The organism is Neptunomonas sp., assembly GCF_016744175.1.
Classification (GTDB): Bacteria; Pseudomonadota; Gammaproteobacteria; order Pseudomonadales; family Balneatricaceae; genus Neptunomonas.
Genome location: NZ_JADGEV010000036.1, coordinates 1 through 25,342, shown reverse-complemented (window position 1 = coordinate 25,342; position 25,342 = coordinate 1). Strand labels below are relative to the sequence as shown.

At 42.2% G+C, this 25,342-nt stretch carries 21 protein-coding genes; 18 read left to right on the top strand and 3 right to left on the bottom strand.

What is annotated here, in order from left to right; all coding sequences use genetic code 11:
- Positions 1–12: 12 nt before the first annotated feature.
- Entirely contained in the window at positions 13–1,611 is a 1,599-nt protein-coding gene (locus QZZ55_RS14885; protein WP_293268165.1) for a caspase family protein, read from the bottom strand.
- A 220-nt stretch (positions 1,612–1,831) separates the two neighbouring features.
- Between QZZ55_RS14885 and QZZ55_RS14880 the strand changes: the two genes are divergently transcribed.
- A complete protein-coding gene (locus tag QZZ55_RS14880; RefSeq protein ID WP_293268164.1) occupies positions 1,832–2,653 on the top strand; it encodes a hypothetical protein in 822 nt (273 codons plus the stop codon).
- A 39-nt stretch (positions 2,654–2,692) separates the two neighbouring features.
- On the opposite strand, the gene QZZ55_RS14875 is transcribed toward QZZ55_RS14880, so the two are convergent.
- The gene (locus QZZ55_RS14875; RefSeq protein WP_293268163.1) at positions 2,693–4,141 is read right to left on the bottom strand and encodes a serine/threonine-protein kinase; all 1,449 of its coding nucleotides are present in this window, start codon (positions 4,139–4,141) and stop codon (positions 2,693–2,695) included.
- Positions 4,142–4,579: 438 nt separating this feature from the next.
- Here QZZ55_RS14875 and tssA point away from each other — a divergent pair, with 438 nt between their 5' ends.
- The 16 genes from tssA to QZZ55_RS14795 all read left to right on the top strand — a co-directional run bounded on the left by tssA (position 4,580) and on the right by QZZ55_RS14795 (position 23,220).
- On the top strand, positions 4,580–5,626 hold the full coding sequence (gene tssA / locus QZZ55_RS14870) for a type VI secretion system protein TssA (RefSeq protein WP_293268162.1): 1,047 nt from the start codon (positions 4,580–4,582) through the stop codon (positions 5,624–5,626).
- 48 nt (positions 5,627–5,674) lie between these two features.
- Positions 5,675–6,178 (top strand): type VI secretion system contractile sheath small subunit, encoded by a 504-nt coding sequence (tssB, locus tag QZZ55_RS14865; protein WP_293268161.1) that lies wholly within the window; start codon positions 5,675–5,677, stop codon positions 6,176–6,178.
- A gap of 48 nt (positions 6,179–6,226) precedes the next feature.
- Positions 6,227–7,720 carry a type VI secretion system contractile sheath large subunit gene (gene tssC, locus QZZ55_RS14860; protein WP_293268160.1) on the top strand — a complete coding sequence of 498 codons (1,494 nt, stop codon included), beginning with the start codon at positions 6,227–6,229 and terminating at the stop codon, positions 7,718–7,720.
- A gap of 80 nt (positions 7,721–7,800) precedes the next feature.
- Positions 7,801–8,280 (top strand): type VI secretion system tube protein Hcp, encoded by a 480-nt coding sequence (locus QZZ55_RS14855; protein WP_293268159.1) that lies wholly within the window; start codon positions 7,801–7,803, stop codon positions 8,278–8,280.
- A gap of 120 nt (positions 8,281–8,400) precedes the next feature.
- Positions 8,401–9,192 (top strand): type VI secretion system accessory protein TagJ, encoded by a 792-nt coding sequence (locus tag QZZ55_RS14850; RefSeq protein WP_293268157.1) that lies wholly within the window; start codon positions 8,401–8,403, stop codon positions 9,190–9,192.
- A gap of 94 nt (positions 9,193–9,286) precedes the next feature.
- Entirely contained in the window at positions 9,287–9,856 is a 570-nt protein-coding gene (gene tssE / locus QZZ55_RS14845; RefSeq protein ID WP_293268156.1) for a type VI secretion system baseplate subunit TssE, read from the top strand.
- 5 nt (positions 9,857–9,861) lie between these two features.
- On the top strand, positions 9,862–11,742 hold the full coding sequence (tssF, locus tag QZZ55_RS14840) for a type VI secretion system baseplate subunit TssF (RefSeq protein WP_293268155.1): 1,881 nt from the start codon (positions 9,862–9,864) through the stop codon (positions 11,740–11,742).
- On the top strand, positions 11,706–12,734 hold the full coding sequence (gene tssG, locus QZZ55_RS14835; protein WP_293268153.1) for a type VI secretion system baseplate subunit TssG: 1,029 nt from the start codon (positions 11,706–11,708) through the stop codon (positions 12,732–12,734). Before tssF ends, tssG begins: the two co-directional genes overlap by 37 nt.
- 60 nt (positions 12,735–12,794) lie before the next feature.
- A complete protein-coding gene (gene tssH / locus QZZ55_RS14830) occupies positions 12,795–15,611 on the top strand; it encodes a type VI secretion system ATPase TssH (RefSeq protein ID WP_293268152.1) in 2,817 nt (938 codons plus the stop codon).
- 121 nt (positions 15,612–15,732) lie between these two features.
- Positions 15,733–17,931, top strand: coding sequence for a type VI secretion system tip protein TssI/VgrG (gene tssI / locus QZZ55_RS14825; RefSeq protein WP_293268151.1), 2,199 nt, complete (start codon positions 15,733–15,735; stop codon positions 17,929–17,931).
- 42 nt (positions 17,932–17,973) lie between these two features.
- Positions 17,974–18,456, top strand: coding sequence for a DUF6484 domain-containing protein (locus QZZ55_RS14820; protein ID WP_293268150.1), 483 nt, complete (start codon positions 17,974–17,976; stop codon positions 18,454–18,456).
- Between the two features lie 47 nt (positions 18,457–18,503).
- Entirely contained in the window at positions 18,504–19,622 is a 1,119-nt protein-coding gene (locus QZZ55_RS14815; RefSeq protein WP_293268149.1) for a DUF2169 domain-containing protein, read from the top strand.
- Positions 19,615–20,667 carry a beta-ketoacyl synthase N-terminal-like domain-containing protein gene (locus tag QZZ55_RS14810; protein ID WP_293268147.1) on the top strand — a complete coding sequence of 351 codons (1,053 nt, stop codon included), beginning with the start codon at positions 19,615–19,617 and terminating at the stop codon, positions 20,665–20,667. Before QZZ55_RS14815 ends, QZZ55_RS14810 begins: the two co-directional genes overlap by 8 nt.
- Entirely contained in the window at positions 20,667–21,854 is a 1,188-nt protein-coding gene (locus QZZ55_RS14805; RefSeq protein WP_293268146.1) for a PAAR-like domain-containing protein, read from the top strand. The genes QZZ55_RS14810 and QZZ55_RS14805 overlap by 1 nt, the downstream gene beginning before the upstream one ends.
- A gap of 17 nt (positions 21,855–21,871) precedes the next feature.
- Positions 21,872–22,771 (top strand): hypothetical protein, encoded by a 900-nt coding sequence (locus QZZ55_RS14800; protein WP_293268145.1) that lies wholly within the window; start codon positions 21,872–21,874, stop codon positions 22,769–22,771.
- A 284-nt stretch (positions 22,772–23,055) separates the two neighbouring features.
- Positions 23,056–23,220: a hypothetical protein gene (locus tag QZZ55_RS14795; protein ID WP_293268144.1), complete on the top strand. Its 165-nt coding sequence runs from the start codon at positions 23,056–23,058 to the stop codon at positions 23,218–23,220.
- Between the two features lie 74 nt (positions 23,221–23,294).
- Here QZZ55_RS14795 and QZZ55_RS14790 read toward each other — a convergent pair whose 3' ends face one another.
- Complete coding sequence (locus QZZ55_RS14790; RefSeq protein WP_293268143.1) at positions 23,295–24,002, bottom strand: hypothetical protein; 708 nt, start codon at positions 24,000–24,002, stop codon at positions 23,295–23,297.
- Positions 24,003–24,433: 431 nt separating this feature from the next.
- Between QZZ55_RS14790 and QZZ55_RS14785 the strand changes: the two genes are divergently transcribed.
- Positions 24,434–25,342 (top strand): TIGR02270 family protein (locus QZZ55_RS14785; protein WP_293268141.1); only part of this gene is annotated, 909 nt, incomplete at its 3' end.

Below are 25,342 nucleotides of genomic sequence, written 5' to 3'. Positions count from 1 at the left end.
AAGTGTTAATTATTAAGTCTCTAAGGGTACAAAGAAAAAATCTCCTACTTCATGGCCAGCCCCTTTGATTGCTTTAAATACAGGTTCTTGGTCATATCCGAAAGCATGTGATCCTTCGGTCACACGGTCTCTTATTTTTATGTAAAGTTCAGGCCCCGCAATAATTTTAGTATTAGATTCAAGGGCTTCCAGAAATGCTTTTGCAAATATTGAGTGTCCTTGGCCTGCATTATCAAGCACGGGCTTGTCTCCACCGGAGGATAAAATTAGTCGAGATTTTTTCTGTAATTTATAGCGTAAGTACTCTTCGGTGTAGTTTGGTTTGTCGCCCATGAAAAGATAGTCGGGCGCATTTGAGAGTAATCCTGCATAGCATGAGTCAGCAACAACTAAGACACGTTTAGCACTCAGGCGGCTGAGGTGGCGGGTAATAAACTCATTAGAAACCCAAAAGGTATCTGTGGGAGGGGGGTTGGCATTTACGGGGAGCCAATAACCGTCTTCAGTGCTGCCATTTTTAACTCGGCTTCCGTGCCCAGCATAGAATATAAGTAAGTTATCATTACGACTAAGCACACCATTAAGATCATTAATTGCTTGCATGACTTCGATATTAGTTGCATCTAGAAGGAGCTGGACAGAAAAACCGTACTTACGCTCTAGGACTGTGGCTACGTGTTTTGCATCTCGCCTTGGAGAATATAAGCTTTCTAGCTGGGTGTAGTTTTGATTGCCTATTACTAGCGCATAGTACTTTCCAAATTTCACATCCGTTAATGAAAGAGGTTTCACTGGTGAGTGTTTGGAAGAGGTTGATGCTGCTTGAGGCTCTCGGAAAATGGGTAACGCAGTTAGTTGTGTTTTAGCTTCCGCTTTTTCTTGTTCAAGCTTTGCTATCCATTGCGTTAGTTGTTTTAACTTTGTTTGAGTACCACTGTTCTTTTGCCTTAAATTTTCTCGTAATGATTGAGTTTGATTTTTTAGTAAGCCTATTTGTGAAGATTTTTCATTGAGTTTTTTCTGTAGCTTAGCTTTTAATAGTTGCTGTTCTTTTTTTGCTGCGGATTGGAAAATCAGGTCATCCGTAGGCATTCCCCATGCTTTACGGTACCAATTGAGAGCCAATAATTTATTTTTGGGAACGCCTAAGCCTTGCTCATAAAGTGTCCCTAAATTAAATTGAGCGCGTTCATTCCCTTGATTGGCTGCTTTGGTATACCAAATAGCCGCTGCTTTATAGTTCGGCTCACCGCCTGTTCCACGTTCAAAAATTTCACCCACGTTTACTTGTGCATCTGCATCGCCTTGTCGTGCGGTAGCAAGCCATACATTAAGAGAAGACTTGTAGTTAGCACGATCATATTCAACGTACTCTCCGCCTCGTATTCTACAATCTGCTGCGGTTGTATTAGTTGGTCTTCGCGGAGTTATGTAAGTACTATTTCCTAGCCTACGTACTTGACCTGGGAGTAAGCAATCAATGATTTGAAGGTCTGAAATTTTTGGGTGAGATGTTTGATGATTAGTCGGCCGCGTATTTATACAGCCACAAAGTATAGAAGTAAATATAAGTAAAACGAACGATTTTTTAAGTGCTCGTACTAAACTCATGACTCTATCCTTGGCATCGTTTTGTACATTATTTCAGAAAAACACTAAATGTGTTTTTTGTCAATTATACAAATGCTATCGTTTTATTATTAAACCGATGTGCCTGTGATTATAATGCGAGCTATGTTATTAATTTATATTGAGTTTATATGGTGTTCTCTATTTTCTAAAGCGTATATTACTTTATGGAATATTTTATGGGAGATATGTTATTAAAATAGTGTTGTTTTCTTATAAATTGTTTTCTTTGGTTATAGTTGTACTCCTGCTTCTAATCAATGGATGCACTCAATTTAACAATAAAATAGATACGGCTATTGTAAAATATTCGTTAAAAAAAGAAGTACTTAAAACATCGATTCATGATCATGTAGTATTTCATAACAGTATGAAAAAAAAGACTAAAATCCATATTTACATCGGCGGAGATGGCATTCCATGGATTAAGGGAAAGTGGATTTCAAGTGATCCAACTTCAAGTGATCCTTTGATATTGAGATTAATGGTTGTTGATAGTGCTCACTCAATTTTAATGGGTCGTCCATGTTATTTTGGGCTTGCGGTAAAAGAGAGTTGCACTTCTGAGATGTGGACAAGTGCCCGTTATTCTAAAAATGTACTCAATAGTATGGAAGCTGCGGTAAGGGAAGTTTCTGGTGATAGTGAGGTTGTTTTATTTGGATACAGTGGCGGCGCTGTGATAGCAACATTACTAGCAAACAGGCTTTCAAATGTGGTTTCGGTGGTAACCATTGCTGGGAATTTAGATATTAAAAATTGGGCAAGGGAGAAAGGTTTTTTACCATTAAATCATTCTATTAATCCTATAGAGCTAGCATACACTAGGAGTGATATTTTATTCATACATATCATAGGGATGATGGATAAAGTGGTACCTCCAAGTATCACTGAATCTTTTATAAAAAAACATGGTGGTACTGTATGGAAGTATCCACACTTCGGGCATAAGTGTTGTTGGGAATCAGAATGGCCAAATATTTTGTCGCGCTTAGATCAAGCTTTTATCGATAGGAGATATTAAGGTTTTTATCAATAATTTATGCGTACCTTCATTTCTTTACTATTCTCCTTCTAATTCTTTCTTAATGTTTTTAAGTACTTGATTATTAGACAAAGAGGAGTATCCCAGCAAAGTATTTACTTGTTTTAAATTAGATTCATCAGAATGCGTTTCAGGTGTGTTTTTAATATTTAAAAGAACTTTATCAACAACGAAGTTTAAGCCTTCAACGGATGCTTTATTCTTAGGATGAAGTTCGTAAGCATAGTTGAAATAATGCAGTGCTCCATTATAGTCATTAAACTTAAGTGATTGATTTCCATTATATAAAGCTTGCTCTACATTTTGTTGCACTTTTTGTGGTAAAGATGCAAATGGAATTTCAGGCCCTTCTTTTGGCTTTTTAACAAGCATAGCTGAGCCAATTATTGTTATTGTTAAAATCAGGACAAGAATGAGGTTCCTTGTTGCAGAAGGAGTGCCATTAAATTTTGCGAGAAATTGTTCTGCGTTAGCATTTCTATTTTCTCTTTTTAACTCAATAGCTGAGGCTATTGCACTCCATTGATGGTTTTTTAGTCCTTTAACTTGTGTAACTTTTTTGTGCTTTATTATGGCTATGCTTGCGGGTTTGCGTTGATATGGATGCCTTCCCGTCAGTAGTTCATAACTGATAAGCCCTAATGCATATATATCATCGCTCGGGTGGGGCTCTTTTCCTTCAAACATTGCAACACTGGCATAAGTGGGGGTTAGTCCACCTAATTGAGCCGCATCAAAGAGCGTTTTATCACTGGCTATGTCGCTTAGGTTTGTCATCGCGCGGGCAATACCGAAGTCAAGCACCTTGGCTGATCCGTCATCAGAGACGAAAATATTTCCAGGCTTTAAATCAGAATGGATGATTTTATTGGCGTGAGCATAGCTTAACCCCTGTGCGATATCTTGTATGATTTTACATGCAGATTTTATGCTAACGCCATTAGGGTTGTTTTTAATGAAATCTTCTAATGAAACACCTTTGAGTATTTCCATGGTCATGTAAACTGTTTCATCGTCTCTATCAAAATCATAAACGGTAATGATGTTTGGGTGAGCTAGTGTCTGTGATTTTCTAGCTTCTCGTTGTAGGGCTATAAAAAATTGAGGGTGGTCTTTCAGCTCGTCATTGAGAATTTTAATGGCAACATAAGGATCACGATCTTTTGCTTCCTGCTTTCTTATATCAAGTGCTCGGTAGACGATACCCATACCACCTTTTCCCAATAATCTATCTATGGTAAATCGATTATTTATAGTTGATCCTATGCCAATGGAATTTTTTGATTTTATTGGGGTTTTATCCTGAATTATGGATTCGTTTGTTGGATTTTCTCTTCCATTAAAATCAGTATTTTCTTTTAATAAACTAGGAGAGATAGAGGGTTTTGTTATGTCTTTAATTTGATGTTTTATAACTGTTTTATCATTCAATATAACAGTTTCATCATTTTTTTTGTTTTCACTCATAATTAATTTTCTTATTGTTTATCTCATCCTAGTAAACTGTCAGTTATCAGATAAACCGTCAATAGTTGTTAATGAACATCTCATCATTAAATTCATTTATTTATTATTCAGGATTGATTTTTAATTGATGTCTGGTGTAGATTGAACGTTAGAAGGGCTTTGGAATAGAAGTTTATGCAGAATATTTACTTATGAATAACTATTTAATTAGTTGTTTTTAAATAAGATTTTCAAACATAAATTGATAAGTTTTTCTTGTGCGGTTTGGTTTTCAGGGATAAGAAGGCTTGATAGATCTGTTTGCACTTTAAGCATTAAAAATTGCTTTTATATTGAGTAAGTACAACAGTTTTATATACCCTTCTATTTTGCGGACAAGTCATCATTCTATTTGATTTTAGAATGTGATTAGAGCTTCGTAACCGGAAGAAATTGATAATGACTACTATAGATTTAGATAGCTTATTAACAGAGGTTACTTCTGATTCTCCCGCAGGGGAGGACTTAGAATATGAACCAGAGTTTTCAGCCCTGGCTAGAGCGGCAGAAGGACGAGCTGAGCAAAGCCTAGGTGATGCCTCTATTGCTGCTGATCCTCCTGATTGGAAAACCGTTAACCTCGATTCAATTTCATTATTATCCAAATCTAAAGACCTTCGCCTTGCCTTACTTCTTACCCGAGCTCAGTTACATATAAATGGGTTTTCCGGTTTTAATAATTCACTGTTCTTTATTAAAGGGTTGCTTGAAAAATATTGGGATAGTTTACATCCTGCATTAGACCCCCTTGATAATTACGACCCTACGTTCAGAGTTAATATATTAATAACTCTGTGCGATAGAGATATGATTTTAAACGGTTTAATGGAAGCTCCATTAGTTTATTTAAAAGGCATAGGTGAATTTGGAGTGCGCGATGTGGTCGCTGCAAAAACAAGTTCGCCCGAGGATGCTAGTAAAGGTTCTAACGTTCCCGATATGAATAGTATTTATGCTGCATTTATGGATTGTAAAATCGATGATTTAAAAGAAATTTCTGAAACACTAAATGAAATATCAGAGTGTGTAATTAGTATAGATAAGATACTAATTGAACAAATTGGAAATGAGAAAGCGCCTGACCTCTCGCCTTTAAATAGCGTGATCAAGAACGCTTCATCGATAGTTAATGAGTACCTTCTTGAGCGTAATGAGCCAATAGATACAGTTGATGATTTAACCCAAGAAAGTGGTGTTACTTCTGTAAATCGACCGGGAAACCAGTCTTCTAACTATGAGATTCGATCAAGAGAAGATGCCGCGATGATGATGGATCGAATCAGTGATTACTTTACAAGGCATGAGCCTTCTAGCCCAATCCCACTTTTTATGCAAAGAGCTAAACGTTTATCAACGCTGGGGTTTATGGAAATTCTTAAAGATATGGCGCCTGATGGGCTAAAGCAAGCTCAGAGTATTGGAGGTAACCCTAGTGACGACTCATAAAAAGAGTGTCTTTATACCAACAGTCTGAATAGTTAAGAGGTAATTGTGATGGCTAAGGCAAGCAGTCAAAAATTCATAGCACGCAACCGAGCTCCTCGTGTGCAAATTGAGTATGAAGTTGAGCTATATGGGGCAGAGAAAAAAATTCAATTACCCTTTGTTATGGGGGTTATGTCAGATTTATCAGGTAAACCGGCAGAGCCTTTAGCTCCTGTTGCTGATCGAGATGCGCTTGAGATCGATGTGGATAATTTTGATGACCGTCTTAAAGCGATTAAACCGCGTGTCGCTTTTCAAGTTCCCAATACGTTGACGGGTGAGGGGAACTTAAGTGTTGATATCAGTTTTGACAGCATGGATGACTTTTCACCAGCAGCCGTCGCTCGAAAAGTGGATGGGCTCAAAGAGTTATTGGAAGCTAGGACGCAGCTATCAAACTTAATTACTTATATGGACGGTAAAACGGGCGCAGAAGAGTTGATAGGTAAAATTATGAATGACTCTGAGCTGTTGCAATCTCTCGTTACGACAAAGAATACACCTGAGGAATAAAACAATAACCCCAATTGTTATGTGATTTGAATTAAGGAGTGATTTGTTATGGCAGATATTGAAGCACAAGCGCCATTGGCAGAAAGTGAGGTAGTTGAAGCGAGCGACTTTGATTCACTACTCAAGAAAGAGTTTAAGCCAAAATCCGAGCGCTCTAAAGAAGCAGTAGAAATAGCTGTCCATACACTTGCCGAGCAGCTGTTAAAAGATACTGCAATTATCTCTTCGGATGTCATAGGGACTATTCAGGCTTTAATCGCCGAGATAGACCAAAAGCTGACTGACCAAGTTAATCAGATTTTACATCACGATGATTTTCAAAACCTTGAAGGCTCTTGGCGTGGCTTACATTATCTGATCAATAATACTGAATCAGATGAGATGCTAAAAATCAGAGTGATGAACATATCGAAAAAAGAACTCAGTAAAACACTGAAAAAATTCAAAGGCACGGCGTGGGATCAGAGCCCCGTTTTTAAAAAAATATACGAAGAAGAATATGGTCAGTTTGGTGGTGAGCCTTATGGTTGTTTAGTAGGTGATTACTATTTTGACCATAGTCCTCCTGATGTAGAGCTATTAGGTGAAATTGCTCAAGTATCCGCCGCATCCCATTCCCCATTTATTACTGCTGCAGATCCTAATTTAATGCAGATGGATTCTTGGCAAGAACTAAGTAACCCAAGAGACCTGACTAAAATTTTTCAAACCCCAGAGTATGCAGGTTGGCGGTCTTTACGTGAATCTGAAGATGCACGCTATCTTGGGCTAGCTATGCCTAGGTTTCTTTCTCGCCTTCCTTACGGAATTAGCACAGACCCTGTTGAAGAGTTCGACTTTGAAGAGGACACCGAAGGAGCAGATCACAGCAAATACACTTGGGCAAATTCTGCTTATGCGATGGCGGTCAACATTAATCGCTCCTTCAAGATGTACGGATGGTGCTCCAGGATTCGTGGCATTGAATCTGGAGGAGCTGTTGAAGGGTTGCCAACTCACACATTTCCGACGGATGACGGCGGTGTGGATATGAAATGCCCAACAGAAATTGCGATAAGCGATAGACGAGAGGCAGAGCTAGCAAAAAATGGGTATATGCCTCTAGTGCATAAAAAGAATTCAGACTTTGCCGCTTTTATTGGTGCGCAATCCCTTCAGAAGCCTGCTGAATATGATGATCCTGATGCAACGGCCAATGCGAACCTTGCGGCTAGGTTACCTTATCTTTTTGCAAGCTGTCGCTTTGCACATTATTTGAAATGTATTGTGCGTGACAAAATTGGTTCATTTAAAGAAAAAGATGACATGCAGAAATGGTTGCAAAAATGGATTATGAATTATGTTGACGGTGATCCAACTAATTCCACCGAAGAAACTAAGGCACGTAAGCCACTGGCTGCGGCTGAGGTTGTTGTAGAAGAGGTAGAAGGGAACCCTGGATATTACACCTCGAAATTTTTCTTAAGACCACACTATCAGCTAGAAGGTTTGACAGTTTCTCTTAGGTTGGTTTCAAAATTACCTTCAGTTAAAGGCGCTTGATAACAAGTCTAACTAGCAAGCAAGGTAGTCGTGACTGTTATACATATGCATAACAATAACGCTTAGAAAGGAGAGTCATCATGTCTGATATGTTTATAAAACTTGAGGGTATCGATGGAGAATCAAAGGATGACGAGCACACCGGTGAAATCGATGTGCTTGGTTGGAATTGGGGCATGTCTCAGTCAGGAAGTATGCACCAAGGTGGTGGTGGTGGGAGAGGTAAAGTCAACGTTCAGGATTTAACATTTCTTCACTACCTAGATAAAGCGACGGGTAATCTCATGCTTTGTTGTGCAAAAGGCTCGCATATTCCTGAAGCAAAGCTGGTTGTTCGTAAAGCTGGTGAGGATCCTTTGGAGTACCTCATCATAACAATGACAGATTGTATAGTGACAAGTATTTCAACAGCAGCTAGTCAAGGAGATGAGATGCTGAGTGAACAAGTTTCGATTAATTTTGCCAAAGTAAAAGTTGAATACCAAGAGCAACTACCAGATGGATCGGGTACTCCAGGGCCAGAGTTTGCTTGGGATATGGAAAAGAATGTAAAGGCTTAAGAGTATACAAAAAGTCGCTAAGTCAGGGCGGGGAGCAGGGTAATAGCATCTTTTTTAATTCGCTGTTGATCAGTATGTTCCCTTTTTTCTTTTGGTCATTAATGCCAATGGGGTTGGGTTATGTCAGCAGAAACAAGCTTGTTAGAGGGGAATTTGGCTGCAGCTTTGGCTGAGCTTCAAACGCAAGTTAAAACAGATCCTGCAAAGACAGAGCTTAGAGTCTTTCTTTTTCAATTATTGTCAGTAATGGGGGCTTGGGATCGAGCTCTGACACAACTCAAGGTTGCGGGTGATTTAGATCACAGTTGCTTAGCTATGGTCCAAACATATCGAGAGGCATTGCGATGCGAAGTATTACGCATAGATGTTTTTGAAGGGCATCGTTCACCGATTATTTTCGGAACGCCAGAACCCTGGATGGCTGAGTGTATTCAAGCGCTGGGCCTATCAGCACAAGGGCTGCTATCTCAAGCAGCAGAACTGCGTGCTAAAGGGTTTGAGTTAGCCCCACCTACAGCGGGAACTATTGATGGCGAGCACTTTAATTGGATAGCTGATGCGGATAGCCGTATCGGTCCTTTTTTAGAAGCCGTTATAAATGGACATTACTATTGGGTTCCTTTTCACTGTATTAAGAAAGTTGAACTTGATCCCCCCGAAGACTTACGGGATGTTGTTTGGATGCCAGCGCATTTCGTCTGGACAAACGAGGGTGAGTCTGTGGGGTTAATACCTACGCGTTATGTAAGGTCAGAGATGAGTGATGACTCCCTAGTTACACTTGCAAAAAAAACACTCTGGGAACAGAAAGAAAGTGGTGAGTATTACGGTTTTGGCCAACGAATGTTAACAACAGACTTGAAAGAATATTCATTATTAGATATGAGATTGATTGAGTTCAATACACTTTGAAAACGTATTATTCATGGTTGTGCTTTACGGTTTTATGGACGGCATTCGCTGATTAGCGCTCGAGAATAGGGAATTAATTTAAGGAGTTTGAGTAATGGCGGAACTTTATCAGCAGGACCGGTTGCAGCCGTCATTACTGGATCGACTGACAGATGATAATGCCCGGCGGGAGCCGAATGGGGAAGGAGCTAACGAAGATTCCTTAAAAGTGAAACAAACAGCAGGAAGAACAAGTAAAAAAGAACCTGTTGATCGGTTAGTTATTACTGCCCGTAATCTGCGGGAGTATGTAAAGCGTGATCTTTCTTGGCTGCTTAATAGTGGAAACCTAGAGAATGTTGTTGATCTGTCTGATTACCCGTGGGTTGCAAAGTCGGTAGTTAATTACGGCACTCCCGACTTGGCTGGTACTGTTGCTGCTAATACTGATGTGCGCACATTGGAAAGGCAGATACACCGCACTATCCTAAATTTTGAACCACGAATACTGCCTAAGACACTCCGCGTGCGAGTTATAAAGAATGATGAAATGTCACGTAATGCACTATGTTTTGAAATTGAGTGTGACATATGGGGTCAGCCTGTACCCGAACATCTTTATTTAAACTCAGAGGTTGATTTGGAAACGGGACTGTTCGAGTTTTTTGATAGGCCTAGAGGGTAGTCGTGATGGATCCACAACTCTTAAAGTACTATGAGCGAGAATTGCAGTTTATCAAAGAGATGGGCAGTGAATATGCCAAAGAATATCCGAAGATTGCGAGCCGCTTGGGCATTGATGGTGTTGAAACGTCCGACCCGTATGTTGAACGCTTATATGAGGGCTTTGCTTTTTTAGCTGCACGTGTTCAGTTGCGTATTGATGCTGAGTATCCTCGTTTTACGCAAAATATAATGAATATTGTGTACCCTCAATATTTATCGCCCACGCCGTCTATGGCGGTTGTTCAGTTTACACCTTCGCCGCAGGCTAATCTTGAAGCAGGTGTCCGCTTACCGAGAGGCACGGTGCTAACAGGAAACCTGAAAGAAGGTGAGCAAACGGCATGTAAATATACAACCGCCCATGATGTGAAACTGCTACCTGTTAAAATAAAAGAAGCCGAGTATTTTTCAAATGTGGTGTCTATTGCTAGTGCACCTTTGCCCCGTGGTATTAAACCTAAATCAGGATTGCGATTAAGATTATCATCAACCACCGGGCTGCCTTTTAATGAAACACCCCTAAATAATCTTACCGTGCATTTTAGTGGGCATGGTGGGCAAGCAGTTAGGTTATACGAACAAGTCTTTGGTAATGCTTGTGCTGTTTTATTGCGTTCAACTGAGTCCACCTCTCCGTTAGTAGAAGTATTACCAGTTGAGTCTATTCGCCAAGTAGGATTTAGTGATAACCAATCATTATTGCCTGATGACTCAAGAAGCTTCAGTGGTTATCGGTTGTTACGAGAGTACTTTGCTTTTTCTGATAGGTTTTTGTTTGCTGACTTCACAGGGTTAGGGAGTGTAACAAAACGCTGCAAGCATGCAGAAATTGATTTAATTATTCTGTTTGATCGCTACGATCCTGAGCTTGAAAACCGTGTAACTATTAATGACTTTTCTCTGTTTTGTACCCCGGCTATAAATTTGTTTCCAAAAAGAGCTGATAGGGTCCATTTGTCAATGTCTGAGGAAGACTATCATGTTGTTCCTGATAGGACGCGCCCAACAGATTTTGAAGTATTCCAAGTTGATGCAGTAACAGGATATGGAACCAACGCAGATGAAAAGCAGGTTTTTTTACCTTTTTATGCGTGTAATGATTTAACTGATTTTGTTCAACATCAGGCTTATTACGGCGTACGCAGAGAGCGAAGAATTCTTTCGATGCAACAGCGCCAGCGTGGGCCACGATCTAGCTATATCGGTAGTGAAACTTACGTATCTTTGGTGGATGTAAATGAAGCGCCCTTTTCAAATGATTTGAAACAATTAGAAGTTCAAACTCTTTGTACCAATCGGGATCTGCCTTTAAAAATGGCAACAGGTAGAGGTTCAACTGATTTTTCGTTAGATATCAGCGCGCCGGTTGCGTCTATTTGCTGTGTATCAGGTCCGACAAAACCCAAACCTTCACTCTCTCATAAAAGCGGCGAAGCTGCATGGAGACTGATTAATCACTTGTCGTTAAATTACCTTTCACTGGCTGATGATGATAAAGGAGGAGGCGCTGCCGCTCTACGTGAATTGATGTCCTTGTACGGTGACAGCAATGATGCAGCAGTAACGAAACAAATTGAGGGAATTCGTTCTATACATGCAGTAGGGGTAACTCGACGAATACCATTACCTGGGCCTATTGCCTTTGGAAGAGGTTTAGAAATAACCATTGTATTCGATGAAAGTGCGTTTGTTGGTTCGGGTATTTTTCTTTTGGGTTCTGTGCTTGATAACTTTTTTGCACGGTATGTGTCGATAAATTCTTTTACTGAAACGGTTATAAAATCTGAAGACCGTGGTGAGGTAATGAAATGGCCAGTAAGAATCGGACAGCGTCAGATCATTTGACGTTGTATCAGGATTTAGTACAAAAGCCCTATCGATACGGCTTTTATACGGCATTAAGACGTATTGAAAATGCTAATACAAACAAGGCCAAAATTGGTTGTTCTGTAAAGCCTAAAGATGATGCGATAAGGTTAGGGCAAGAGCCCTCGCTAGCGTTCGCACCCTCGACACTTGCCTCATTTGAAACCCCCGAATCGTTTCCTCCTAGATTGAATGTTTTTTTCTTCGGGCTTTTTGGGCCAAACGGCCCTCTCCCTCTACACCTAACTGAGTACACGCGTGATCGTATTCGTAACTTTCAAGATGAAAGCCTTATTCGTTTTACTGACATATTTCATCACAGGATGTTGTCACTTTTTTACCGTGTATGGGCAGATTCACAGCCAACAACCAACTTGGATAGGCCCGCAGATGATGAATTCTCTGGGCGATTGAGTAGTTTGATAGGCATTGGGTCTGATAGCTTGAAACATCGTGATGAAATTCCCGATTATGCAAAACTTCATTTTAGTGGACGCTTTTCTAATCAGACAAAGAATGCTGAAGGTCTGCTCGCTATCCTGAAAAACTACTTCCATGTCCCTGCAAGCCTTGAGCAATACATAGGCTCTTGGTTAGTCATACCTGAGTCTGATCGATTGAGGCTAGGGGAGTCAGAAATGAGCGGCAGCCTAGGTCTGACTAGCACGTTAGGAGAGAAGGTGTGGGAATGTCAGAGCAAGTTTAGGCTGACCTTTGGCCCTTTAAATCTCGAAGACTTTAAGAGAATGTTACCTGGGGGGCCTAGTTTGATTAGGCTGATTGCTCTTGTACGTAACTATGTGGGTGATGAGTTTGATTGGGACTTGAATCTTATTTTACAACGAGATGAAGTTAAGCCCGCCTGTTTAGGCGTGTTTGGGCAGTTGGGATGGACAACGTGGATGATCGAACATAGCCCAGAAGAGGATTTTGGTGATTTACACCTTAACCCGATGCAAGAATTATTATGAACAAGATGTAAGAAGTACGGGGTAAAAGTTGGGCAACTAGGATATAGCAGGAGAGCACCCATGACGGAAATTAATCGTGCAGCATTGTTTGGGAAGTTAAACAAAGTCGCTTATAAAGCGATAGAAGGAGCCACTGTTTTTTGTAAATTACGCGGTAATCCTTATGTGGAATTGGTTCACTGGCTGCATCAAATTCTGCAACTACAAGACTCTGATTTACATCATATTATAAAACATTTTGACCTTAACCCTTCGGTCTTAACAAGAGATTTAACGGATGCGCTAGATAGTTTGCCCAGAGGTTCTTCGTCTATTTCTGATTTGTCCGCACATGTTGAAGATGCCGTTGAAAGAGGGTGGGTATATGGCAGCTTATTATTCGGGGAAACTCAAGTTAGGACAGGCCACCTGATGGTAGGCATTGTCAAAACGAGATCGTTAAATAGCAACCTACAACGAATATCCTCAGAGTTTTCAAAAATAAAGTATGAAGTATTAACAGAACATTTTAGGGAAATTGTGAGTGGTTCACCTGAAGAAGGCCTCAATGCTTCTGATGGTTTTCAAGTAGGGAGCACTACGCCAGGCGAAGCAAGTGCAGCAATGGCACCCGCGCAAATGGGTAAAAATGAAGCGCTGCAACGCTTTACGCTTGATCTGACTGAAGAAGCACGCAGTGGTGAAATGGACCCCATCGTTGGTAGGGATGAAGAGGTCCGACAGATCATCGATATTCTTATGCGCCGAAGGCAAAATAATCCGATTCTTACTGGCGAAGCCGGTGTGGGGAAAACGGCTGTAGTAGAAGGCTTTGCTCAACGTATTGTTAGAGGCGACGTGCCACCACCGTTACAAGATGTTGAATTGCGTTCACTCGACGTAGGACTCTTGCAAGCAGGCGCGAGTATGAAAGGTGAGTTTGAAGATCGCCTTAAACAGGTCATCGAAGAAGTGCAGTCTTCTGAAAAGCCCATCATTTTATTTATTGATGAAGCACATACGCTTGTGGGGGCTGGTGGTGCTCAGGGTACAGGGGATGCCGCAAACTTACTGAAACCTGCTTTAGCCAGGGGAAGCCTTCGCACAGTTGCCGCGACTACATGGGCTGAATACAAGAAACATATCGAAAAAGATCCAGCACTGACACGTCGCTTTCAGGTAGTTCAGGTATCAGAACCTAGTGAAGAAAAAGCCATTCTTATGATGCGTGGTTTAGCTAGCACGATGGAGCACCACCATAGCGTTCAGATGCTTGATGAAGCGCTAGAAGCGGCTGTGAAGTTGTCCCATCGCTATATCCCCGCCCGCCAATTACCTGATAAATCAGTTAGCCTTTTAGATACGGCTTGCGCCCGTGTGGCAATTAGCTTACACGCGACACCGGCAGAAGTAGAAGATAGCCAGCGACGAATTTTAGCGCTAGAAACTGAGCTGGCAATCATTGCTCGAGAAGCAGCTGTGGGCCTCGATACTTCTGAAAGATCGCTTCAGGCTGAAGCCAAGCTTATCCAAGAACAGCAACGCTTAGAGCAACTAGACCTCAAGTGGATAGGAGAAAAAGACCTAGTGTCCCAGATTTTGGATATTAGGTCTCGGCTACGGGGAGATAATGCACCTGATAAGGATAATACCTGTGATTCAGAACCACTTTACAAAGAAGCATTTGAAGATAGTGAAGCAATAAATGAAGACACTACTATTGAAGTGAAGCTAGAGGAAAATGAAAAAATAAATCAACAGGATCAATCCGATGAGACGGGTAGTGGCGAAGCGCTAACCGATGATGAGCGAGCTGAACTAGTTACTCAGCTGAAGAGTCTTCAAGAAAATTTAGAAGAGTTGCAGGGGGAGTCGCCCCTGATTTCCTCCATTGTTGATGAGCAAGCAGTCGCATCGGTGGTGCAGGATTGGACAGGCATTCCTGTCGGGCGAATGGTAAAAGATGAAGTAGGTACTGTGCTTAAACTTGCTGACTTATTAGAGGAAAGAATTATTGGCCAGAGGCATGCTTTGGATATGATTGCCAGTCGTATTCAAACTTCAAGGGCAGGTTTAGATAATCCGAGCAAGCCTATAGGTGTATTTATGTTAGCGGGCACATCGGGTGTGGGTAAAACCGAGACGGCCCTAGCGCTTGCTGAAGCCCTCTATGGAGGGGAACAAAATATAATCACTATTAACATGAGCGAATACCAAGAAGCGCATACTGTTTCAACGCTAAAAGGAGCTCCACCGGGTTATGTAGGTTATGGAGAAGGCGGGGTATTAACAGAGGCGGTAAGACGCCGCCCTTATAGTGTTGTGCTATTGGATGAAGTAGAAAAAGCGCACCCTGATGTGCACGAAATATTCTTTCAGGTATTTGATAAAGGGTGGATGGAAGATGGTGAGGGGCGAGTCATTGATTTTAAGAATACCCTGATAATCCTTACTACTAATGCGGGCACAGAGTTAATTTCTGGCTTGTGTAAAGATCCGGAGCTTATGCCGTCACCCGAAGGAATAACCAAAGCATTGCGGGCTCCATTGCTTAATATATTCCCGCCAGCATTGTTAGGTCGCCTGGTCACTATTCCCTACTACCCCTTAAGCGATGAAATGATTACGGCGATTACTAAGCTTCAGTTAGGTCGTATTGAGGCTCGAGTGCAAGAAAACCACGGTATTCCATTCACTTATGATGATGATGTCATCAAGCTTATTGCTGCGCGTTGTACCGAACTGGAAAGCGGTGGCCGAATGATAGATGCCATACTTACTAATACGGTATTACCAGAAATTAGCCGGGTGTTTTTAACGAAGTTAATGGAAGGGGATGTGGCCAAGCGTGTTCATGTTGGTGTTGATAAAACTGAATTTGTTTATAAATTCAGCTGAAATATAAAGTTAAGCCTATGTTGGTGTAATAAAGCATAGATGGCATAAAAAAAGACGCTTTAGGTATTAATAGTCAATAAGTTGAATCCAAACAAACTGAATAACTATTAGGGTCAATATAATGCAAGGAACGAGACAGGTATCCATTAAAACCCCGCTAGGTCCAGATGAGCTTCTGTTTGTCCGCATGCACGGTACAGAAGAATTGGGGCGACTGTTCTCGTATAGCCTAGTGCTGTATAGCTTGGATGAAGCTATCAAAATAGAGAAAATTATAGGGCAAAACGTCACGGTTTCTATGGAGCTAGAGAGTGGTGATTTTCGCTTTTTTAATGGTTTTATTTCGCACTTCTCCCAAGTCGACCGAACCGAAGGAGGCTATGCAGTTTACGAAGCGGTAATGCACCCTTGGTTATGGTTTCTTACAAGAACGGCTGATTGTCGAATTTTTCAGGAACAAGCAGTCCCCGATATTATCAAACAAGTGTTCAATGATAACGGCTTTAGTGACTTTATTGATGCACTAAGTGGAACGTACAGAACGTGGGAATATTGTGTCCAATATAGAGAGAGTGACTTTAATTTTATTAGCCGTTTAATGGAGCATGAGGGGATCTATTATTACTTCAAGCATGAAGACGGTAAGCATCAAGTCGTTCTATCGGATGCTTATAGCTCCCATGATCCCATCTGCGGAAAACCTGAATTGCCATATCATTTGCCAGGTATTGATCAAACGATAAATGTTGAGCACATTTCAAATTGGAATTTAGGTTATGAAATACAACCGGGTACGGTTGCTTTGGGTGACTATAATTTTAAAACGCCACAAAATAAACTAAGAGTTAATCGGATTATTGAGCGAAACCATGCTCAATCAGACGCTGAAGTTTTTGACTATCCGGGTGAGTACACAGAAGCCAATGCAGGAGAGCAATATGCATTGGAGCGCATTGAAGAGAGGCATGTTGGTTATGAACAAGTCAGTGCAGATTCCGATGCTCGATGTATGGCTTCGGGTGGGTTTTTTACATTGTTTGATCATCCAAGAGATGATCAAAATAGAGAATACCTTGTTGTTAACGTGAAGCTGGACATCTCTACAAACGAGTACTCCAGTGGGGGAGATAACAGCGCGCTTACTTATCAGTGCTCTTTTACCGCTATTCATAGCAAAACAGTTTATCGAACCGAGAGAACTAGCCGAAAACCTTTTGTCCAAGGGCCTCAGACTGCCGTTGTGGTTGGGCCTTCAGGGGAGGAGATCTACCCCGATGAGTATGGCCGGGTCAAAGTTCAGTTCCATTGGGACCGATACGGTGAAATGAATGAGAATAGCTCGTGCTGGATTCGGGTTGCTCAAACATGGGCTGGCCCGGGGTGGGGGGCTCAGTTTATCCCCCGTATCACTCAAGAGGTGATGGTCGAATTTTTAGAAGGCGACCCTAATCGGCCAATTATTACTGGGAGGGTGTATAACGCCGATAATATGCCTCCATACAGTTTGCCTGATAAGAAAACTCAAAGTGGTATTAAGTCCCACAGCTCGCCAAACGGTAGTGCATCTAACTTTAATGAAATCCGTATGGAAGATAAAAAAGACAGTGAGGAGCTGTATATCCAAGCGGAGAAAGATGAAAATATTCTGGTTAAAAACTGCAAAACTGAAACTGTAGGTGTTAATGAAACGGTTGATATCGGTAATGATCAAGCAATAACCGTTGGTAATAACCAAACAGAAACGGTGAAAAATGACCGCACAGAGACGGTGCAGAATAATGAAGCCTTAACAGTTTTTGCCAACCGCTCACGTAATGTTGGTGCTAGTGAGAGTGTCACTGTAGCAAGTAATCGCTCCCACACAGTGGGTATTAATGAATCCATCATTATTGGTGTTTCCCAAGAAATTGCTATAGGTGCTATGCAGGCTGTTGTTATCGGTGCTGCACAAACTACTGAAATAGGTGCATCGCAAAATATTGATGTGGGGGCTAATCAATCCATTGGCATTGGCGCTAACCAAACGCAAAAGATAGGTAGTGATCAAGCAGAAACCATTGGTGGTAATCAAACGCTTGCGGTTGGTAAAAAACGTTCAACAGAAATTGCAGAAGACGATAGCTTAACCGTCGGTAAGAATCTGGTTATAAATGCCGGCGATACAATCACACTCACCTGTGGAAAGGCATCAATATCAATGAAAAAAGACGGCACGATCATCATATCCGGTAAAGACATAGCCATAAAAGGAAGCGGTAAGGTTGATGTTAAAGCCAGTAAGGACATCATCATTAAAGGTAAGAAAGTCCTGCAAAATTAGTAATCAGGTAGGTATACATTTTATTGATTAATGGAGACGGCTATGACAACAAAAATAACCAGTAAAAATGATTCATCAGCACACATTGATAAAACGGGGTTGTCTGATGTTGTTATTGGAGTATTGGCAGGTATTGATCAAGCGGGTGTTCCGTTGGTTGTTTTTCCTGAGAGCCAGTCGCCTATTGGCTTGCCTGCCCGAGCAACCGTTATTTTAAATAATGATGATATAGGCCGTGAAGTTGCATTGCTGTTTGAGGGAGGCGATGCATCTAGGCCACTGGTTATTGGTAGAATACAACCCCGCCAACCTGCTGTTAAGCAAGAACCAGAGTCTGATCCGTTAAATGTACAAATGGATGGAGATTCTATTACATTGAGTGCCGCCAAAGAGGTTGTCTTAAAGTGCGGTAAAGCTAGCATCACCTTAACCCGTGCCGGGAAAATACTCATCCGAGGTACTTACTTACTTAGTCGGTCTTCGGGGGCAAACCGTATTAAAGGTGGATCAATACAGTTGAACTGACATATGTGACTTTTAAGGCAATGGAACAGTATAAGCGTGGGGTATAAATGGAGCTTCTTAACGCAACAAAAATGCTAGCCAGTTACACCATGGGAGTGGATAAAGCCGGCCGAGAAAGTTTGGTGGTAGTCATCAAGGGTACTTATCAGTTGCCTATGGATGGTAATAGCCAGAATGAAGAAGCAAAGTTAGCCGACCAACAACAGCCTCTTGTTGAAGCAGACCAGTTTAGTGGTGAACCGGGGTATTCCGCTGCATTGTATGAGTCTGAATATGCTCCATTCAAGCCTCGTTGTGATGTTTTACTTAATGGCTCGGCCTATGCCCCAGATGGAAAACCTGCCGGTTCGGTAGAAGCAGGCTTCAAGTTATCTACTATAAGCAAGGTAATTAAAGTGGTAGGAAATCGCTTGTGGTACACCGGCGGTGGAGGTGGCATCAGCATCACTAAAGCACATCCGTTTGTGAAAATGAATATTACCTATGATGTTGCATTTGGTGGAATGGATAATTTTCACTCTGACCCAAGTAAGCATGATGCTTATATGCCTAACCCGGTTGGCAGAGGTTTTCATCGAAATCTGACTAACGATCTCGTTCATAATACGCCGCTACCCAATACTGAAGAGCGTGGGAAGGCGATTAAAAATCCTGATGGCAGCTATAAACCAGTGGCATTTGGGCCGCTTGGCAGGGGGTGGGCTGACCGGCTTCAATATGCCGGTACCTATGATCAAAAATGGATTGATGATGTATTCCCATTCCTGCCAGCCGATTTTGATGATCGTTACTTTCAAGCAGCCCCAGCAGACCAGCAGTGTGATTACCTTAAAGGTGGAGAACTTGTTCAGCTATTGAACCTTACGGCATCAGGCAGTGCTGCATTTAGGATCCCTAATGCTGATATGCCGGTTGTGTTCTTTCGCAAGCGAGGAGGTGACGAACATAAACAAGCGGTTATAGATACTTTATTGATTGAACCAGAAAAAGGTGTATTTAGTATAGTTTGGCGTTGCAGCTTGCCTCTTAAAAAAAATATGTTTGAGATCCCGCAAGTATTGGTAGGTAATAAGTCTAGAGCGTGGTGGCGTGCTCGTACGCTCGGTAAAACATACTATAAATCGCTGGCAGATATCGCATCTTCAAAGGGCGATAACGATGACTGATGCTAAGAGAAGCAAGCAACCATTGGCTATCACTGCAACGGGCATGGTCACAGGTGTTGGCCTAGATACTAAAAGCACATGTGCAGCCATCCGGGCATCAATTGATAATTTTCAGGAAACTCGGTTTATAGATGCTGGCGGTGAGTGGATTCAAGCATGCGAAGTTCCCTTAGAGCAGCCTTGGCGCGGTACACGAAAACTAGCAAAAATGTTAGCACAGGCTCTCATTGAGTGCGCGCAGCAGGGCAAAGTTGATTTAGAGCAGGTGCCACTCATTATCTGTTTAGCTGAGAAGGAGCGCCCTGGGCGAGTTGAGAACTTGAGCAATCGTGTGTTCTTTGAGACTCAAGAGGAGCTAGGCATACGTTTTCATAAAGACTCAAAAGTTGTCGAGCATGGACGGGTAGGTGGGCTGGTGGCAATGCGTCAGGCCAGAGAGATGATTTACAAAGAGAAAGCCGAACACATTATAGTTGCTGGTGTGGACAGCCTCATTACAGGCCCTGCACTAAGAGTATATGAAGAGCAAGATAGGGTGTTAACAAGCCAAAACTCCGATGGCTTTATACCCGGCGAAGCAGCCGCAGCGGTGTTGGTTACAGCCCCTAAAGCTTCAGATGAAAAGCAGTTGATTTGTATGGGACTGGGCTTTGGGGTTGAGAAATCGACCATTGACTCCGAAGAACCGTTGCGGGCGGATGGCCTAACAACGGCGATTAAGGCGTCCTTGAATGATGCAAACTGTAATGAAAGCATCCTTGATTTTAAAATTACAGATACTTCAGGTGAGCAATACTATTTCAAAGAAGCGAGCTTGGCTTTCAGCCGGGTAGACCGAACTAAGCGGACGGAATTTGATTTTTGGCACCCGTCAGATTGTGTAGGTGAGGTAGGCGCAGCTATGGGCATGGTGATGGTTATCGTTTTAAAGTCGGCATGTGAAAAATCATATAGCAAAGGCAATCACGTCTTAGCGCATCTAGGCAGCGATGACGGCAAGCGTTCTTCCATGGTTCTGTTTTGGCAAATGGTTGGGAGAAAATAATGGCGAATGAAGTGTTTGCTAATGGTATGGAAATCGCTTGTAAAGCCGGCGCAGGAAAAGTGATCGCTGCTTTTCCTGATGTTTGCATGACGCCTCCTGAAAACCCAGCCACACCACCAGGCATCCCTGTGCCTTATCCGAATACCGCTATGGCGTCGGACACTTCAGGTGGCAGCAAAAGCGTAAAAATCACTGATGATGAAGTGATGCTGAAAAATAAATCATACTTCAAAAAATCAACGGGTGATGAAGCGGGCTGTGCTGCGAAAAAGGGAGTCATTTCAAGCAAAAATACAGGGAAAGTTTATTTCATTAAATGGTCAATGGATGTGAAAGTTGAAGGGAAAAATGTAGATCGACACTTTGATCTGACGACGAATAATCATGGAAGCCCGATTGCGAATGAGGCGGTTCCTTGGCCTTATGTTGATAGCGTGGCTCTTGCCAACGATCACCCCTGTAAAAAGGAAAAAACTGCAGAGGAAACAGCCTGTGAAAGTGTAACAGAGCCATGCCCCGGTTCTCTTGGCATGCCAATCAAAGCTACCAGAGATAAGATTGGGAAAAGGGTGAGTGCGGCACAAAAAAAGAAAAAATCGCGAACACGCCGGTTGGCCATCGCATCGACCAATGTTGCGGAGAAACACAAGGATGCTGAGTGTTTACGCGCTCGACGATGCAAGTTACGCCCCTTTGATGCCGAGAAGGATGGTGATAGGGGATGTTGCCCCGGTCAGACACCTCATCATATACCACCTTGGAGTACTGTTAAGAGTGTGGGTGGAGGTCATAAACATGGAAAAATGCTGTGTATTTGTCTAGAAGGGGCGGGGCACTCTGTGGGTTCACACGGTAAGCATCATCATGGCATTAACTATCTGCTTGAGCAGAAGTCCGGCCAAACACCAACTGGCGTAGTGAAGAAGAAAGTTGGGAGAGACACGGTATTCGATGCCTCATTAGAAGACCATATAAAAGCCTCCGCAGAAGTAAGCGAGGCACAAACTAACTGCTCTAAAGAATGCATAGAATCTCAGCTTAATACCCAGTTTGATGACAATCAGTTAAACAAAAAAACCAGTCATAACGCAACTAGGACGGGGGGGACAAGCTATGGAAAACTAGAGCAAAGCGATAAAAGCGCATTAGACTCTTTTTCTCCTGCGTCTCCTATTTCAACAAACTAAATCAAAGAGTACGTTACATGGATACAGACAAGTTCAGGTTCCTTACAGGTTGTACTGCTGGAAAAACGAATTTTATACCTTTTTTTAGCGTGGAAGAGGTGGCGAAATTTGAATGTGGTTCTCCCCATTCTTACTTTTGTGTTTATTATAATGACAATTGGCAGATTTATAATGAAGTTGCAGGTTGGACTGCTATTGGAATGACATCGATAATCAATTCTGCCACTGACGAAATGCAAATATTTGCGGTAGATTCCACTGGCAATATTTGTGAGATCTTTCCAGGTGAGGTTCGTCTATCATTTTCCCACTACACCGACGAAATTGGGATCACCCATATTTGCACTTTTGATAATCAGGTTTATGTCTGTGGCATGGGCAGATTGGTGATGCGGAGAAAAACTAGTGAAACGTGGGAGAATATCAGTGCGCCAAGTAGTGAGAACGAACTAGGCATTATTGGATTCACGTCGATGGCCAGTAATGGAGATGTCCTTTGCGCCGTTGGTTGGCAGGGTGAAATTTGGACCTATCGGGAAGAGCGCTGGTCTAGAGAAAGCTCGCCAACGAATGCCAATCTTAACTCAGTTGTCTATTGTCGCGAAGATGACCGGTTTTATATAGTTGGTGACAATGGAGCTGTTGTCGCTGGCAATATCGATGCATGGAGTTATATCAACGTTGAAGCTGATATCAATTTTCAGGATATTGCGATTACACAAAATGTAATTTTTATTGCGTCTGATTTCGCCGTCTATAGCTTGAGAGGTGGCAAATTGCAGAGTGACCTTGTATCAGAAGAAGGTGATACCATCAGTTGCCTGAAGCTTATTTCAACTCAAAACGAAAAAGAATTGTATTCTGTTGGTCCGTACGATGCATTTATAAGAGGTGACAGCTTCTGGACACGAATCTGAAAATGACGGAGTCTTGCTATTTGCCGTGTATAAGTTATTGGGCCAATCATTTTTTTAATTTTGCCTTGATGCAATAAAGAATATATTTTTGTCGGCTCTCTATGCTCAAAGCCTCCAATGAATGAAGACTTATCAAGGGGGTATTGGTAACTATAAATACCCTAAATGCAGTTCCGGCCATACCTTATTTGTATTAGTGACCGAGAAAGTACCGCTTTTTTGTGATTGCAACGTAATGCTGCTGTATATGCTCCCCATTATGACTCAAAAGCTGGGTGTCGGTCTTGAATGATTTTTGGAAGGGCTGGCTCAGCTGTGTCGCAGATGTAGTAAACACTAACCGCGAAAACTACCGTGTTTCATTTCTTACACTAGGGCGTCGCTTGGCAAAATGCGAGAAGCTAACTGTCGTAAGATATGCCATGGCTATGCGTAAAGTTAAAGCCTAAATTGTTGTGGCATCTTTGCTCCAGCCTTTTATCTAAGAACACCCTCCCGAAAGAGGGCGTCATTAACAACTAAGTTAATCCATAGATAGCTCTATATACTCCATAGTCTCCTTGCGAGTTTTCTGAGTTTTTTCTTGCATAGTATTCAAGTCTTTTTCTAGCGATACTAAGGCTTGCTGCAATGATTTTACTAAGCCCATCTCTTTATCAATATAGTATTCTGTTTCTGCGATATGACGTAACGCTTCGTGAGCTTTCTGAGCTTGCTTCTCACTGTTGTGGGATCCGCCCATTCCAGCGGGCATATTGCTACCCGGCAAGGGTGCTTGATACACCGTGCTTGGGGCTGCAGCCATTAAGTCTCTGATTGATGGTGCTACTTTTTTACTTGCATCTTTAAGTTTTACTAGATTTCGGTCAATAACTTGGAAGGCATTTGACTTCATATCTTTAACCGCATTTTTTACTTGTTTACGAACTGCTTCATCTGAGCTTGTGGGTTTTGATTTTCGGAGAGGTTTTATATGAGCGCTATAGTGCTCTTTGCCGGCAGTCATTGCTGCATCCGCAGCGCTGCTTATAATTGTGCTTAGACCTGGTGCGATCCCAGCAAAATCTAGTGAGCCCAGCATTATTTTTTTTGGGGCATTACGCATCGCTTTGCGAGCACCCTTGTTAGTGTTCGTTCCGTACCAAAGTGCTCTCTTAAAACTGCCTTTCGATCGGTTGCTCGCTTCAGTTACTGCTTCATTCCAAATCTCGTTTACTTTTGAGTTGTCCATTTTTAATCCTTTCATTATCTAATGAGTAAAAAATAAACGCTGCCTTTCCTAGGCATAGATAGACATCAGCATCACCCTAAAAGTACGCAGTTTTGATCGTTCGTAAAGCGTTAACCCATAAAGAGATAAATGGGACAAGGAAGGATGCATTGGTCGCTCCCTAATTGATTGAGCTAATTTGTCTATGTCGTTCAAATATTGAGCGCTCTCACTGAATGGCTCAGCGAGAGAGCGCTATTTCATGCTTTACTTAAAAAGTAAGGAAGTCAAGCCTGTTTTGTCATAATAAAAGGCGTGTTAGGCTTATAGTGGTACTCAGGTTTTTTAGAATAGCGTTAACAGTGAGCTTTATTCGATCTCTTCTCGTGGTGGCGGTTTATCCGCATGATGAAGATCCTCTAATGGGTACTTATAAGGGAGTATAGGTAACTATGAATACCCTCAATTCAGTACAAGCCATCCCGGTTATTATCGAACGTCATACAGAAGATGCCGCTTTCTTGTGGCTACAGCGTGATGCAGCTGTATATGAACCCCACTATGATTTAAAAGACTTAGCCGAGCTGGATGATAGGCTTGAAGCGCATCTTGATGGGTTGCTGGTGGCCGGAGACGCTGGTTGGAAAGCCGCTTGTGCTGCGCTTAGCTTTGGGGAACCGGGGGAGGTCTTCGTTGCTGCTTGGTTGGCAGTGGCAGCATTGGATGGAGAAAAGCTTAACTGTGTCATGGATGTAGCAAAAACTAGCCGGGAAAACTATCGCGCACTAGTGTCGGCGTTGGCGTGGCATCCGGCCGAGCACGCGTCTGGTCTATTACAATCATTTTTAAATGCCAATGATCCATCTTATTTAGCATTGGGCATTAACGCATGTGCATTACATCGAATCGATCCGGGAAAGGCATTACAAGCAGCACTATCGTTGGAGGATGAGCTACATGTAGCACGGGCACTGCGATCAATCGGTGAGCTGGGTCGTAAAGACTTACAGGCTGAACTCAATTCTTTTCAAAGCAGTGCTAGTGCCATGTATAGTTTCTGGTCGAACTGGTCCTCAGTTTTGCTTGGCAACAGGTTGGCGATTGATCTGTTAAAGCAGCAGACTATCAATAACACCGAATTTGCTACGCGCGCGATGCCGCTTGTTGCTCGAGTCTTACCTTCAGATGAGCTGAAAAACCTGCTACAGCATCTAGTGCAAGACAAGAAAACGGTACGACTTGCGATGATGGGGGCAGGTATTAGCGGGGATCCATTTTGGGTTCCTGGATTATTGAAATACATGGAAGACCCAGAAGTATCTAGGGTGGCTGGCGAAGCATTTTGTATGATTACGGGTATC